Genomic DNA, 13,746 nt, shown 5'->3' with positions numbered 1-13,746 from the left:
CCGACGAGACGGGACAGATCGACGCGTGGCTGAGCTGACACGTCCCGCCGCCGACCTGCACGCCGAGCTCGCCGAGCTGGGCATCGACCTCGACACCGGATCGCGGCGGCGTGCCGAATACTCCTTCGACGCCTCCAATTACCGGGTGCCGCCGCTGGCCGTCGCATTTCCACGCAGCGCCGGCGACGTGGTGGCGATCGTCCGGGCCTGCACCGACCGCGGCATCCCCATCACCAGCCGGGGTGGCGGTACGTCACTCGCGGGCAACGCGATCGGCAGGGGAGTGGTACTCGACTTCTCCCGGCACATGAATCAGGTGCGGGCCGTCGACGCGTCCGCCCGAACCGCCGTCGTCGAACCCGGAATCGTCCTCACGGACCTGCAGAAAGACGTGCAACTGGCGACGGACGGCGCGTTCACCTTCGCACCCGACCCGTCCAGCAAGTCCCGCGCGACCGTCGGCGGTGCGATCGGCAACGACGCCTGCGGCAACCACTCCGTGCGGTACGGCCGCACGTCCGATCACGTCGTCGCACTCGATCTCGTGACCGCGAACGGGCACCGGCTGACCGCCACCCGCGACGGACTGCGCGCCACCGACCCGGAAGACTCATCTGCGGCGAGCGAGGCTGAACGGATCGCCGCCGGACTCGACGAGCTGACGCAGGAGCATCTCGGCGAGTTCCGCCTCGAGCTGGGCCGCATCCCGCGGCAGGTATCCGGATTTCACCTAGCGAACCTGTTGCCCGAGAACGGCTTCGACGTGGCCCGCGCCCTGGTGGGAAGCGAGGGGACGTGCGCGGTGATCGTGGCTGCGACCGTCGCGCTGGTGCCGGTGCCGCCCGCGGCCATGCTGCTGTGCCTCGGATACAGCGACCTGGTGGACGCCGCCCGCGACAACGCGCTGATCCTCGCGTACTCGCCCGCCGCGATCGAAGGCATCGACTCGGCGATCGTCGACACCATGCGGCACCTGCGCGGCGCCGACTCCGTTGTCGGGCTGCCCGACGGCGAGGCCTGGCTGTACGTCGACCTCGACGGTGAGGACCTCGACGAGGTGAAACTGCGCGGCACCGAACTGGTCTCGAAGCTGCGGGCGGCCGGGCGGCTCGTCGACTCGCGGGTGGTCGGGGACCCGGCGGAACGCGCGTCGCTGTGGCGGGTACGCGAGGACGGCGCCGGACTGTCGGCCCGACTCGTCGAGGGCGGCGAATCCTGGACGGGCTGGGAGGATTCCGCCGTCGCGCCCGACCAGCTGGCCGACTACCTCGTCGACATCAAGGCCCTGCTCGCCGAATTCGGGCTCACCGGCGTGATGTACGGGCACTTCGGCGCCGGCTGCATGCACATCCGCATCAACTTCGACCAGCGCACCGAGGAGGGCCGGGACGTCATGTCGCGGTTCATCCACCGCGCCGCGGAACTGTGCGTGCGGTTCGGCGGATCGATGTCGGGGGAGCACGGCGACGGTCGCGCACGGTCGGCGCTGCTGCCGATCATGTACACCCCGACCATGATGGCGGCGTTCGCGACGTTCAAGCGGCTCTGGGATCCGGCAGCCGTGCTGAACCCGGGCAGCATCGTCGACCCCGAACCGCTGCTGGGCAGCCTGGCCCTCGACGGCGTGAACCCGCGGGCGTGGCAGACGACTTTCGACCTCACCCCCACCAGCGACGTCCCCGTCGCACCGTTCGTCCACGCCGTCCAGGGGTGCATCGGGGTGGGCCGCTGCCGCGCCTCGACCGGCGGGGTGATGTGCCCCAGCTTCCGCGCGACCGGCGACGAGAAAGACTCCACCCGCGGCCGGGCCCGCGCCCTGCAGGAGATGGTCCGCAACTCGCCGACCGTCGCCGACGGATGGCGCTCCGAGGACGTCAAGGAATCCCTCGACCTCTGCCTGTCCTGCAAGGCCTGCTCCACCGACTGCCCGGTGGGCGTCGACATGGCCACGTACAAGTCCGAATTCCTCGACCACCACTACCGCGGCCGGATGCGTCCGCTGTCGCACTACTCCCTCGGGTGGCTGCCGGTATGGCTGAAGATCGCCGAACGGTCCGCCCCCGTGGTGAATCGGCTCACCGCGGGCAGGCTGGCGAAGGTCGCGGCAAAACTGGGTGGTCTCACCCCGCACCGGTCGATGCCGGAGTTCGCGTCCCGCAAGCAGATCCGGCGCGAGGTCGGGGAGACCTCACAGAACGGCACCGCGGACGTCGTGATGCTTGCCGACACGTTCACCCGCGGATTCCGCCCCGAGGTGGTCGGCGCCGCGTCGCGGGTACTCGCCGAGGCGGGACTCAGTTCCCAGTGTCGCAGCGACGTGTGCTGCGGGCTCACCTGGATCTCCACCGGACAGCTGAAGCAGGCCAAGAAGACCCTCGCCAAGGCGGCCGAACTCCTCGACGACGGCACCGACCGCCCCATCGTCGTCCTCGAACCGAGCTGCGCCGCCGCGTTCCGCAAGGACCTGCCCGAACTCGTCCACACCGACGCCGCACGACGCGTAGCCGCCCGCGTCCAGAGTTTCGCGGGTGCGGTCCTCGAGCGCGCCCAGGCAGGCTGGACCCCGAGCGTGGCGCTGCCCGAGGACGTCACCGTGCAGACCCACTGCCACGAATACGCCGTGTTCGGCGCGGCCGGCCAGCGGAAGGCCCTGCAGGCGGTCGGCGTCGAACGCGTCCGCGAGGCCACCGGATGCTGCGGCGTCGCAGGAAACTTCGGGTTCGAGGCCGACCACTACGACCTCAGCATGCAAGTGGCGGAACAGGCACTCGCCCCCGCACTGCGCGACAGTCCCGAAGACGCAGTCGTGCTGACCGACGGATTCAGCTGCCACATGCAGGTACGGCAACTCGACCCGACCCGATCGTCGCAACACCTCGCCCAGCTGCTCGACCCCGCACCACCGTCGAAACCCGAACACCAGAGCGGAGACTGACATGTCGCAGTTGTCGATGACCAGTGAACAGCGCGAGAAGTTCCTCGCCGACGTACACGTGGGGGTGATCGCCGTCGACCGCGACGGGCGGGCACCGCTCGCCGTGCCCATCTGGTACGGCTACGAACCCGGCGGCCACGTCTACGTCTGGACCGGACGCGGGTCGCTGAAAGAGCGGCTGATCCGGGCCGCCGGCCGCTTCAGCCTCGTCGCCCAGGACGAGAAGCCGCCGTACCGGTACGTCAGCGTCGAAGGTCCGGCGGAGTTCGACGAATCACCCACCGCCGACGTCGTCCGCAGACTCGCCACCCGCTACCTGCCCGCCGAGGAGGTCGACAGTTTCGTGGAGGAGGCCTACGACGACAGCGCGATCGTCATCCGTATGCGGCCGGAGCACTGGCTGAGCGTCGACTACGGCAAAGGCGCGTAGCGCCCGTGCGTGGTTAGCGAGTCCCTGGACTCGTTAACCGCTCACGGGCGATTCGGTTCACGCTGATTCTGACGATGGCGGCGTGGGCCGATGTGCGGAAGCGTTGAAGGGCAGTTGTTCCGCCTCGACAGGAGCGCCCTTCATGACCGAACTTCTCGACCTGAGCACCGACGTCCTCGTCATCGGCGGCGGCCCCGCAGGAACGTGGGCTGCGCTGCGCGCACGGCAATCCGGGGCGGACGTCGTCCTCGTAGACAAGGGGTACTGCGGAACCAGCGGCGCCACCGCGCCTTCGGGCACCGGTGTCTGGTACGTCGACCCCGACCCGTCCGCCCGGGCGAAGGCCAAGGCCAGCCGCGAAACGCTCGGCGGCCATCTCGCCGATCACCACTGGATGGACCGCGTCCTCGACCAGACATACGCGAACATGAACCTCCTCGCCGAGGAAGGCCGGTACCCGTTCCCCGTCGACCCCGACACCGGCAGGCAGATCCGCACCGGACTCCAAGGGCCCGAATACATGCGGCGGATGCGGGCGTGGGTGAAGAAAGCGGGCGTCCGGATTCTCGACCACTCGCCGGCCCTCGAACTGCTCGTCGACGCCGACGGCCAGGTGCGCGGCGCGGCGGGCTACCAGCGCCAGGACGACCGCGACTACCGGATCACCGCGGGCGCCGTCGTGATCGCGAGCGGCGGCTGCGCGTTCCTGTCCCGCGCACTGGGCACGAACGTCGACACCGGCGACGGCGCGCTGATGGCCGCCGAGGTGGGCGCGACGTTCTCCGGCATGGAATTCTCCAACGCGTACGCGATCGTCCCCGCAAACTCCACCATCACCAAGACCGCCTACTACGGCTACGCCACGTTCTTCCACGCCGACGGACGCGTCCTCGAGGGCGCCGGCTCCACCAAGGGACGCTCGGTGATCGCGAAAACGCTGCTGTCCGAGCCAGTGTTCGCCCAGCTGGACCGCGCCGACGACGACGTGCAGCGCCAGATGCGACTCGGCCAGCCCAACTTCTTCCTGCAATTCGACCGGCGCGGCATCAACCCGTTCACCGACCGCTTCGAGGTCAGCATGCTCGCCGAGGGGACGGTGCGCGGAACCGGCGGCATCGACGTGGTCGACGACACCTGCGCCACATCCGTTCCCGGCCTGTTCGCGGCGGGTGACGCCGCGACCCGCGAACGCATCTGCGGCGGCTTCACCGGCGGCGGCAGCCACAACTCGGCGTGGGCGATGTCGTCCGGCAGCTGGGCGGGCACGGGGGCCGCGCGGTTCGCGCGAACCGAACGTCGGGTCCGGGCGGGCGAACTGCGTCCCGCCGGCCGGGCCGGACTGCGGCCCACGGGGCGGTCGGGGCTGGAGGCGTCCGCGGTCGTCGCGGCCGCGCAGGCCGAACTCATCCCGTACGAGAAGAACTATCTGCGGGACGGTGTGCGGGTGCAGGGTGCGCTCGACGAGCTGGAGTCGTTGTGGACGGCGTTGTCGCTGGGCCTCGGCGGCGACTCCGGCGACGAACGTGTCCGGGCCCGTCAGGCCGCGGCGATCACCGCGGTGGGCCGGTGGATGTACCACTCGACGCTCGCGCGGACGGAAACCCGCGGAATGAGTAAGCGCGCCGACTACCCGGACCTCGACCCGGCGCAGCACCACCATGTGCTCACCGGTGGGCTGGACGACGTGTGGACTGCGACCGGCGCGGCACACAGTGGGCTGTTGCGGGTGGCCTCGTGATCGAGGTGCTGCTGGCCGAGGCGTGCATCGGCTGCGACAAGTGCGTCGACGCGTGCCCCACCAACGTCTTCGACCGCACCGACACCGGGATCCCCGTGATCGCGCGGCAATCGGACTGCCAGACGTGCTTCATGTGCGAGGCGTACTGCCCGGTCGACGCGCTGTACGTGGACCCGCAGTCCACGCCGCTCGTCGACGGGCAGAACATCCCCGAGGACCACATCGGCCGCTACCGCGAGAAACTCGGCTGGGGGAAGGGGCGCACCGCAGGCTCACTCACGGCGGTCGGGCCGTCCCTGCCGCACGGGGGCACCGCCGCCACGGCTGCACTCGTGAGTGCGTAGCGAGTGCAGGGACTCGTCAACCACTCACGGGCGGCGGAGCCGCTAGATTGGAGGCACCGGAACAGTCGTCACCTGGGGCAGGGGTGCGGATGCAGAATTCGAAGTCGACACCGATGACCGTGCCCGGGCTGCGGGTGTACCGGCCCGAATCGCCCGCGGCGCGGATGGCGCTCGTCGGCGCAACCGTCGTGGTCGGCCTCGTACTCATGTGGATGGCCGGGCGGTCGGGGCCCGTTCGCACGTGGATGGTCGCGGCCGGAATCGCCGTCCTGCTGGTGGCCCGGGGACTGCATCTGCGGCGGCCCGTCACCACGACACATTCGGCGGCGGCGGTGCTGTTCGTGGCCGCCGCAGATGTGGCGTACACGAGCGCACATTCGACTCCGGGATTTCTCCTCCTCGTGGCCACCGGACCCGTCCTGATGCTGCCGGTGCGCAGTGTGCCGCAACCCGAGGACCGTGCCCGCGTCTTCTCGCTGATCCAGCAGACCACGGACGATCCGCTGTCGCCGTTCGCCCTCAATTCGGCGAAGTCGTACTACTTCAACGCGTCGGGCACCGCGGCAATCGCCTACCGGGCGCGATCCGGAATCGCGGTCGTCTCCGGCGATCCCATCGGCAACGCGCTCGAATTCGGCGCCCTCCTCGACGAGTTCTCCGAGTTCGCGGCCGAACGCGGTTGGCGCGTCGCCGTGCTCGGAGCGGGGGAGCGCGTCGCCCGGTTGTGGGGGTTCGGCGGCGACACCCGAAAGCCGTTGTCGGCGGTCCCGATCGGCCGTGACGTGGTGATCGACGTCGGACACTTCACCCTGCACGGCAGGAAGTTCCGCAACCTCCGGCAGGCCGTGCAGCGCACCCACAACGCCGGGCTCACCACCGAGATCGTCCCGGAAGCCGCGCTCGACGAACCGACGCGCCGGGAGTTGTCGGACATCGTCGAGGTCGCCCGCGCCGGACATCAGCGCCGCGGGTTCTCGATGATCCTCGACCACCTGCTGGACGGCGCACTCCCCGGCATTCTGCTCGTCATCGCGCGCGACTCCACCGGGCGGGCCATCGCCTTCCAGCGTTACGGCACCGCCGATTCCGCCCGCGAACTGAGTCTCGACGTTCCGTGGCGCGGCGACGGCGCGCCGAACGGCACCGACGAACGCATGACCGTCGACGTCATCCGGTACGCGGAGCACACCGGTGCGCGATACGTCTCGCTGTCGTTCGCGGCGTTCCCCGAACTCCTCGCCCCCGACGCACCCGGCGCGGGGGCGCGGCTCTTCCGCCGTGTCCTGCACCTCGGCGACGTGCTGATCTCGCTCGAGTCGCTGTACCGCTACCTCGGCAAGTTCCATTCCACGGGGAACCGGCGATACGTCCTCCTGCGTTTCCGCTACCTGCTGCCCGTGGCGTTCGCGTGCCTGACGTTCGAGTTCGTGCCGCACCGGGAGCGGGCCTGAGGCGCGAGGTCAGAAGTCGAAATTCTTCTCGTTCGTCGCGGTGAGCGCGTCGACGACGGCCGCGAGATCGGTCTTGGAGACGTCCGGGGTCGCCTCCTTCGGTGTCGGTCGCGTCGCCTTGTCCGGTGGGGTCTGATTCTTGCCGGGCCGTTCGTCCGTCATCTGTGCACCTTCGCGATAGGCCGAGCCGGGCAGGTTTACTGACCAGTACACCGTCAGGAGTCTGCCTCCGCAACTCCACGGGATCCTGATGTGACGCGGTCCACCTCGGGCCAGCTATCTGTCAGCTATCAGGCTGTGATCGACTGGGGCGACAAGTGCTCGTGGACGGCGATCCAGCCCGAGTCCTCGCGCCGCCGAAACAGGATCGTCTCCCGTTCGTCGAGCTCGACCGTTCCCGTCGAATCCCGCACGGTGGTGCCGACCCGATGCGTCAGCACCGCGACATCCGGGGCCGGGAACGTGACGTTCTGCTCGCTGGAAAGGCACGCGAGGACGCGGAACCCGTCCGACTCCCACTCGGTCCACAGGTCGCGGTAGGCCTCGCGACTGGGCAGCGGCACCGGGTGGGTGTAGAAGACGAACGTCGCGTCCGGGCTGAACGCCTCGAAGTAGGCGGTCGTGTCGTGCTCGCCGAATGCCCGGATCAGCGCGTCGATCGCGTGCTGGACGTCTGCCGTCGTCGTGTCAGCCATGAGCGGGGGTCTCCTCGACTGCCAGTGCGGCTTCGCTGTCTTCGATGAACCGTTCCTCGGTGTCGAGGTCCAGCGACCGGGACAGGACCCAGTACACGATCCCCGACACGGCGAGTCCGACCGCGAACGCGACGTCGACGTCACCGAGGGCCGCGGCGATCGGTCCGACGTAGAACGGCAGCACCATGAACGGAACGGACGCGACGATGCCGGCGAAGAAGGCCGTCATGCCCCGCCACGACCACATTCCGTACAGCCCGTCCGGCGTGAACAGGTCGGTGATGGCGTAGTGCCCGCGGCGTACGAAGAAGAAGTCGGTGAGATTGACGGCGGTCCACGGCACGAGGAGGTACAGCATGATCAGCAGCGTCGTGTTCAGGACGGTCGTCGAATCGGTGAACAGCAGGCTCAGCACCAGCCAGACCGCGGCCAGCGCGAGGACGGTCACCACCCGGATCCGGCGGGACGGGGTCACCTTCCGGAAGGAGTCGATGCCGGTGATCACGGTGAGCATGCCGCTGTACGCGTTCAGGCCCATGGTGGCCACCAGCACGAGCGTCGCGACGAGGGCGAGCGCACTGCCGAGGAACGGGACCACCGAGTTGCCGGCGTCGTGGATGCCGGCGAGCGCATCCGTGGCTCCGAGCCGGGTGGCCATCCACGCACCCACCGGGATCAGCCAGACCGGCGACGCGGAGGCGCCGAGGAACACGGCCGACACGATGGCCGACGTCCGCGTGTTGCGCGGCAGGTACCGCGAGTAGTCCGACACGTACGGCGCGTAGGTGATGTTGTAGGAGGCCGCGACACTGAACTGGGCGATGAACGCCAGCAGGGTGAACCCGCCGGTCGCCGCGCCCGCGTCGCCGCCTGCGTGCCCGAACACGACACCCCACGTGAGGATGGCCCACAGCGGCAGCGACAGCCAGAACAGCACACGGAACGACAGGTGCAGCAGATCGTGACCGTAGATCGCGAGCAGAGTGGCGACCGCGGTGATGACGACGGCGATGACGGCCGCGTTCCACCCGAAGATGCTGTGCAGGCCCGCCTTGATGATGACGACGTCCACGACGTTGAACCCGACGTACGTGAACAACGTCCCGAAGAGCGCGAGGACGACACCGCGATAGCCGAACTGCGCGCGGGACTGCACCATCTGCGGGAGTCCGAGAACCGGTCCCTGCGACGCGTGGAACGCCATGAACAACGTTCCGAAGAAGATGCCGAGAATGCCCGCGACAACCGTCCAGCCCAGCGACAGGCCGAGGGCGGGGCCGACGAAGCCGATGGCCACCGTGAAGGGCTGGAAGTTTCCGACGAACCAGAAGGGGCCCTGGTCGCGGACCTTCCCGTGACGTTCGTCCTCGGGGACGTAGTCGATCGAGCGGGTCTCGATGGTGCCACCGAGGGTCGCGGCGGTGTCGCCGGGGTGATCTGACACTGAAACTCCTAGGAGGTGCTGTGGCTCTGATCACCACTCTGCGCACTTCGCCGCCCCGGCACCAGAGGCGAGATGTACAGTTCGTCTATTACGGTTGGGCAATTCGTACAAGAGGTCGCCGGTGATCACCGTCCAGGACGTCCTGTCCGCCCCCACGCTGCGGCTCACGTCGATGAGCGGGACGGCGGGAGTCGACAACCCCATCACCGCAGCGCACGTGTCCGAACTGACGCGTCCGCGGGACTGGCTGCAGGGCGGCGAGTTGCTGATGACCGTCGGCCTGATGCTTCCCACCACCGAATCCGGATGCCGCGACTACGTCCGGGACTGCGTCGCGGGCGGGGTCGCCGCACTGTGCCTCGGTCTGGGGCACGGGCTGCCCTACCAGGCGCCACCGGCGCCCCTCGTCGCGGCGGCGCGTGAATTCGGTGTCCCGCTGCTCATCGCCCCCGACTCGGTGCCGTTCATCGCCATCACCAAATGGATCTTCTCCCGGATCGCCGAGGAGGAGAAGCGCGCCCTCGAGGACGCCATCGAACTGAGCTATCAACTCACCGCGGTCGCGGCCGGACCGTCGCCCCTGAGCGGACTGCTCGACACGTGGCGGTCCGTCAGCGGCTCCCTCTGCGCGGTGCTGGACGCGTCGGGCGGGGTGGTCCAACTCTCCGACGGCGTCGATGCGGCGTTCCTGCAGGACGCTCAGGACCAGGTGGGTCGCTACACCACCCGCGCGAAGGGCTGGACGGCGTTCGGCGGCGCCGGTCGGCGGCAACTCGAACTGCACCCCGTGCGCATCGAGAACCCGCTCGCGTTCGTCGTGCTCGAGCGGTCGGCGGACAGCGCGCTGCGGCACGCGTCCAATGTTCTCGTCTCGCTGCTGTCGCTCGAACTCGAACGCCGCCACGTGGCCGGCGAACCGGAGCGGCAGCGGCGGGCGGCGGCGCTGGCGCAGCTGCTCAGACCCGGACTCCGGCGGGAGCGCGCACATCAGATCGCGGCCGGCATCGGGCTGTCCCGCGATCCCCTGCAGATCGCCGTCGTGCGCTCCACTCCCGAGGCGCTGGCCGACCTCACCGTCCGGATCGGTTCGGTCCTTCCGGATTCCGTCCTGAGACAGCGCAATTCGGACATCGAGATCGCGCACCCCGAGGTCGCCGGGCTCGCGGACCTGCTGTCGGGCGTCGCGGAGGGATGCGCCATCGGGATCGGCGCCCTGGTTCCGGTGGACGCGCTGGCCGTGTCGGCGATGCAGGCGCGATCCCTCGTCGCCGTCAGTGCCCGCCTGGGCCGCGCCGTCGACGCCAAGGAGGGCGAGACGGTGCAGTTGCTGCTGCGACTCGGCTCGGCTGACGTGCTCAGCGGCTTCTCGACCGCTGTCCTCGCACCCCTCGATCAGCTCGAGCCGCGCGAACGCGTCGAACTCCAGCGAACGCTCGAGGAATGGCTGCGAGCCAACGGGGCCTGGGACCCCGCGGCGGCCGCCCTCTCCGTGCACCGCAACACCGTCCGGAACCGGATCGACAAGATCGCGGCGCTGACCGGGCGGAACCTCGACCAGGCCGACGATCGCATGGAGCTGTGGCTGGCGCTCAAGGCCAGGGCGGTGACACCGTCGACGGACGAACCCGACTGACGGTCACGCCCGGACCAGGATCTTCACCGCCGTGTCGTTGTGCTCGATCAACGTCGTGAGGCCCTCGGAGACCAGGTTGTCGAGTTCGATCCGGCCGGTGATGAACGGGGCCAGGTCGATCACGCCGCGGCGCACCAGCTCGATCACCGCCTCGTGATCGCGGACGTAGGCGATGGTGCCGCGCAGGTCGATCTCCTTGAGGACGAGCTTCTGCATGTCGACCGTCGCGGGCTTTCCCCAGATCGACACGTTCACCACAACCGCTGCGGGCCGGACGGCGTCGAGGAGGGTGTCGAGGACAGCGTTGACCCCGGCGCACTCGAACCCGAGGTCGGCGCCGACACCGTCGGTCAGCTCGAGCACCCGGGCCCTCACGTCCTCCGACGACGGGTCGATCACGTGATGCGCGACCCCGCTGGACAGGGCCTTCTGCTTCCGGGCGTCGCTGAGTTCCGCGACGATCGTGGTGACACCCAGGCCCTTCAGGACCGCGGCCACCAGGAGTCCGATCGGCCCCGCGCCGCCGACGAGCGCGACATCACCGGCCTTGGCCCCGCTGCGGACGACCGCATGATGCGCGACGCTCAGCGGTTCGATCAGGGCCGCCTCGTCGAGCGGGATGTCGCCGATCTTGTGCACCCACCGGCGGTCGACCACCACCTTCTCGCTGAGTCCGCCTCCGCCACCGGCCAATCCGATGAAACCCATCTTCGTACACAGGTGGTAGTTGCCTGCCTTGCAGGACGCGCACTCGTTGCACACGAAGTACGGCTCCACCACCACGTTGTCACCCACGGCGACATCGGTGACGCCCTCACCGACCTCCTCGACCGTCCCGGAGAACTCGTGGCCCATCGTCACCGGCGCGTTCTCGTGCGACAGCGGATGCGGATGCCCCGGCGGGGAGATGAAGATCGGGCCCTCCAGATACTCGTGGAGGTCGGTGCCGCAGATGCCGCACCACGCGACCCGGAGTTTCACGGCGCCCGGCCGCAATTCAGGCTCCGGGATGTCGTCGATCCGGATGTCGCGTCGGCCGTGGAAGCGTGCTGCCCTCATGAATCCGCCCTCACTACATTGTGAATGTGCTGATTCGGGCAACGGTACGGTCGCGCGGCCGGGGGCGGGAAGAGTTGCAGTGTGTTGCAATTCGGTGGCGCCGGTGTGACGTTCACCGGCCGATAGCTGGTTTGACCGGATCTGCGGGTACCTTCGAGGGGAAAGACTGGTTCGATCTGGGGGAGTGAGGCATGGCACGCATACGCACGGCGGCTGAAGCCGAAATCAACGCCGCCGAGCAGATGCAGAAGCTCGGCTACGGCGACGCCACAGCGCTACTCGGAGGCGCGGACGGCGGCATCGACGTCTACTCGTCACGCGCGTACGCGCAGGTGAAGTGGCGTGGCGGCAGTGCAGGCAAGTCAGACCTCGCGAACCTCTACGGCACCCGCGGAACCAGCCACGCCCGGAAACTCCTGTACTTCTCCGGCCCGGGATACACCGACGAGGCCGTCGACTACGCGGACACGGTGGGCATCGCCCTGTTCCGGTGCGAGCCCGACGGCGAAACCCCGCCAGTCGGCGCCCACGCCCCGAAACTGGTGGCCGCCGCGCGTAACTCGACGGTTGCGGTGGCCCCGTCCCCGCCGCCCCCACCGGAGCCCGAGTCGCCGGCGCGCATCGTCGCCCGCAACGCATGGGCGATGGTCGCAGGCTTCTTCGGCGCGCACTGGCAACTCCTCGGCGCCGTCGTCTGCACGATTGTCCTCATGATCGCCCCCTTCGGCGAAGGGAACGTCGGGCTGCGGGTGTTCGCGACGATCCTCGCCGTCGTCGGCGCACCGGTGTTCTGGCTCCTCTACGTCCAGCACCGGCACGCGAAGGACCGATAACACGAGGAAACCACCGTCAGTCCGTACTGACGGTGGTTTCTCGTTGCGGTTCGGAGTGGGCGAATCTCAGTTCGCGGTCGGCAGCGACTTCAGCGACGTGACGGTGGCGACGCAGGCGCGAGCGGCCTCGGCGCCCTTCTTCACGAAGTGGTCGTGGAAGTAGTTGAGGTGCTCGTCGTGCTCGTGGAAGTGGTGCGGCGTCAGCACAACCGAGAACACCGGCACGTCCGTGTCGAGTTGCACGCGCATGAGGCCGTCGATCACCGCGGTCGCGACGAACTCGTGCCGGTAGATGCCACCGTCCACGACGAGCGCAGCGGCGACGATGGCGTCGTAACGCCCGGTGAGGGCGAGGCGGCGTGCGTGCAGCGGGATCTCGAACGCGCCCGGCACCTCGAAGAAGTCCAGTTCGTCCTTCGAATACCCCAGCGTGGTCACCTCGTCGGTGAAGCCCTCGCGTGCGCGATCGACGATGTTGCGGTGCCACGTGGCCTGGATGAACGCGATCCGTCCCTGACTCTCACTCATGGTCTGAAACTACTGCACCGGTGCTAGCGCTGTGAACGGGGCAGTGCCGTGGACCGGCCCCACCCGGAGTCGTCGGTGAGGTGCTCGAGCAGCGGCTGAATCCGGTACGGCAGCGGGCTGGTCAGCGCGATCGTGGTGGTCGAGTGCGTGATGCCGGGCAGGTTCGCGATCTTCTCGAGCAACTTCTGAAGTTCCGCGTGCGTGGACGTGGCCACCCGCACCAGCAGGTCTTCGCGGCCGGTGGTCGCGTGGATCTCGATGACCTCCGGCAGGTCGACGAGGCGGTTGCCGACGGCGGTGAGCTTGCCCTGTTCGAGTTCGAGCCCGACGAACGCCTGGATGGGAATCCCGACCTCGGCGAGGTCGAGGTTGGGGCGGAAGCCGGTGAGTAGTCCGCTGGTCTCCATGCGCTTCATCCGGGACTGCACGGTGTTGCGGGCGACGCCCAGCGAGTTGGCGAGTTCGGCCACGCTCATGCGTGAGTCCTGGCCGAGCAGTCCGAGCAACTGCACGTCGAGCTTGTCGATGCTGAGCACTTTGGTACCTCCGAGGAGTGACGACCGTCACCTGTTGCGTGAACTGATCAGTTGATCCGATTTGCGTTGACCAAATCTTAGACCAGATACAGGATCAAGCTCACGAAATGCTCAACGCGA

The 13,746-nt window shown here is 68.7% G+C and carries 12 protein-coding genes and 1 pseudogene; 7 read left to right on the top strand and 6 right to left on the bottom strand.

Annotated features, from left to right (window positions below; genetic code table 11):
• Positions 1 to 25 precede the first annotated feature (25 nt).
• The 5 genes and pseudogenes from RHA1_RS07975 to RHA1_RS07955 all read left to right on the top strand — a co-directional run bounded on the left by RHA1_RS07975 (position 26) and on the right by RHA1_RS07955 (position 6,898).
• A complete protein-coding gene (locus RHA1_RS07975; protein ID WP_011594584.1) occupies positions 26 to 2,935 on the top strand; it encodes an FAD-binding and (Fe-S)-binding domain-containing protein in 2,910 nt (969 codons plus the stop codon).
• 1 nt (position 2,936) lies between these two features.
• Positions 2,937 to 3,365 carry a pyridoxamine 5'-phosphate oxidase family protein gene (locus tag RHA1_RS07970; protein ID WP_009474325.1) on the top strand — a complete coding sequence of 143 codons (429 nt, stop codon included), beginning with the start codon at positions 2,937 to 2,939 and terminating at the stop codon, positions 3,363 to 3,365.
• A gap of 142 nt (positions 3,366 to 3,507) precedes the next feature.
• Positions 3,508 to 5,103 (top strand): FAD-dependent oxidoreductase, encoded by a 1,596-nt coding sequence (locus RHA1_RS07965; protein ID WP_011594583.1) that lies wholly within the window; start codon positions 3,508 to 3,510, stop codon positions 5,101 to 5,103.
• Positions 5,100 to 5,439: pseudogene (locus RHA1_RS07960) on the top strand (4Fe-4S binding protein). The gene RHA1_RS07965 and the pseudogene RHA1_RS07960 overlap by 4 nt, the downstream one beginning before the upstream one ends.
• Positions 5,440 to 5,536: 97 nt before the next feature.
• Positions 5,537 to 6,898, top strand: coding sequence for an MprF family protein (locus RHA1_RS07955; RefSeq protein ID WP_050787468.1), 1,362 nt, complete (start codon positions 5,537 to 5,539; stop codon positions 6,896 to 6,898).
• Between the two features lie 9 nt (positions 6,899 to 6,907).
• On the opposite strand, the gene RHA1_RS50390 is transcribed toward RHA1_RS07955, so the two are convergent.
• The 3 genes from RHA1_RS50390 to RHA1_RS07945 form a co-directional block, all read right to left on the bottom strand.
• Positions 6,908 to 7,060 (bottom strand): hypothetical protein, encoded by a 153-nt coding sequence (locus RHA1_RS50390; protein WP_009474321.1) that lies wholly within the window; start codon positions 7,058 to 7,060, stop codon positions 6,908 to 6,910.
• Between the two features lie 128 nt (positions 7,061 to 7,188).
• On the bottom strand, positions 7,189 to 7,593 hold the full coding sequence (locus tag RHA1_RS07950; protein WP_009474320.1) for a YybH family protein: 405 nt from the start codon (positions 7,591 to 7,593) through the stop codon (positions 7,189 to 7,191).
• Complete coding sequence (locus RHA1_RS07945) at positions 7,586 to 9,037, bottom strand: purine-cytosine permease family protein (protein ID WP_011594580.1); 1,452 nt, start codon at positions 9,035 to 9,037, stop codon at positions 7,586 to 7,588. Before RHA1_RS07945 ends, RHA1_RS07950 begins: the two co-directional genes overlap by 8 nt.
• Before the next feature lie 121 nt (positions 9,038 to 9,158).
• Here RHA1_RS07945 and RHA1_RS07940 point away from each other — a divergent pair, with 121 nt between their 5' ends.
• On the top strand, positions 9,159 to 10,670 hold the full coding sequence (locus tag RHA1_RS07940) for a PucR family transcriptional regulator (RefSeq protein WP_011594579.1): 1,512 nt from the start codon (positions 9,159 to 9,161) through the stop codon (positions 10,668 to 10,670).
• A gap of 3 nt (positions 10,671 to 10,673) precedes the next feature.
• Here RHA1_RS07940 and RHA1_RS07935 read toward each other — a convergent pair whose 3' ends face one another.
• Positions 10,674 to 11,729 carry a 2,3-butanediol dehydrogenase gene (locus tag RHA1_RS07935; RefSeq protein WP_011594578.1) on the bottom strand — a complete coding sequence of 352 codons (1,056 nt, stop codon included), beginning with the start codon at positions 11,727 to 11,729 and terminating at the stop codon, positions 10,674 to 10,676.
• A gap of 191 nt (positions 11,730 to 11,920) precedes the next feature.
• On the opposite strand from RHA1_RS07935, the gene RHA1_RS07930 reads away from it, so the two are divergent.
• On the top strand, positions 11,921 to 12,562 hold the full coding sequence (locus RHA1_RS07930; protein WP_009474316.1) for a restriction endonuclease: 642 nt from the start codon (positions 11,921 to 11,923) through the stop codon (positions 12,560 to 12,562).
• A gap of 66 nt (positions 12,563 to 12,628) precedes the next feature.
• Here the strand turns inward: RHA1_RS07930 and RHA1_RS07925 are convergent, their stop codons facing one another.
• On the bottom strand, positions 12,629 to 13,090 hold the full coding sequence (locus RHA1_RS07925; RefSeq protein ID WP_009474315.1) for a 6,7-dimethyl-8-ribityllumazine synthase: 462 nt from the start codon (positions 13,088 to 13,090) through the stop codon (positions 12,629 to 12,631).
• Positions 13,091 to 13,113: 23 nt separating this feature from the next.
• Positions 13,114 to 13,626, bottom strand: coding sequence for an Lrp/AsnC family transcriptional regulator (locus tag RHA1_RS07920; RefSeq protein ID WP_009474314.1), 513 nt, complete (start codon positions 13,624 to 13,626; stop codon positions 13,114 to 13,116).
• Positions 13,627 to 13,746 lie beyond the last annotated feature (120 nt).

The sequence above is a fragment of the Rhodococcus jostii RHA1 genome (genome assembly GCF_000014565.1).
GTDB lineage: Bacteria > Actinomycetota > Actinomycetes > Mycobacteriales > Mycobacteriaceae > Rhodococcus_F > Rhodococcus_F jostii_A.
Note: the sequence above shows the minus strand (reverse complement) of the source record. Positions and strands in the feature narration are given on the sequence as shown.

What these genes read in the sequence shown, in the direction of transcription:
- RHA1_RS07930 (WP_009474316.1), top strand. Translation starts at nt 11,921, where the DNA reads ATGGCACGCATACGCACGGCGGCTGAAGCCGAAATCAACGCCGCCGAG.
- RHA1_RS07955 (WP_050787468.1), top strand. Translation starts at nt 5,537, where the DNA reads ATGCAGAATTCGAAGTCGACACCGATGACCGTGCCCGGGCTGCGGGTG.
- RHA1_RS07935 (WP_011594578.1), bottom strand. Translation starts at nt 11,729, where the DNA reads ATGAGGGCAGCACGCTTCCACGGCCGACGCGACATCCGGATCGACGAC.
- RHA1_RS50390 (WP_009474321.1), bottom strand. Translation starts at nt 7,060, where the DNA reads ATGACGGACGAACGGCCCGGCAAGAATCAGACCCCACCGGACAAGGCG.
- RHA1_RS07970 (WP_009474325.1), top strand. Translation starts at nt 2,937, where the DNA reads ATGTCGCAGTTGTCGATGACCAGTGAACAGCGCGAGAAGTTCCTCGCC.
- RHA1_RS07925 (WP_009474315.1), bottom strand. Translation starts at nt 13,090, where the DNA reads ATGAGTGAGAGTCAGGGACGGATCGCGTTCATCCAGGCCACGTGGCAC.
- RHA1_RS07950 (WP_009474320.1), bottom strand. Translation starts at nt 7,593, where the DNA reads ATGGCTGACACGACGACGGCAGACGTCCAGCACGCGATCGACGCGCTG.
- RHA1_RS07965 (WP_011594583.1), top strand. Translation starts at nt 3,508, where the DNA reads ATGACCGAACTTCTCGACCTGAGCACCGACGTCCTCGTCATCGGCGGC.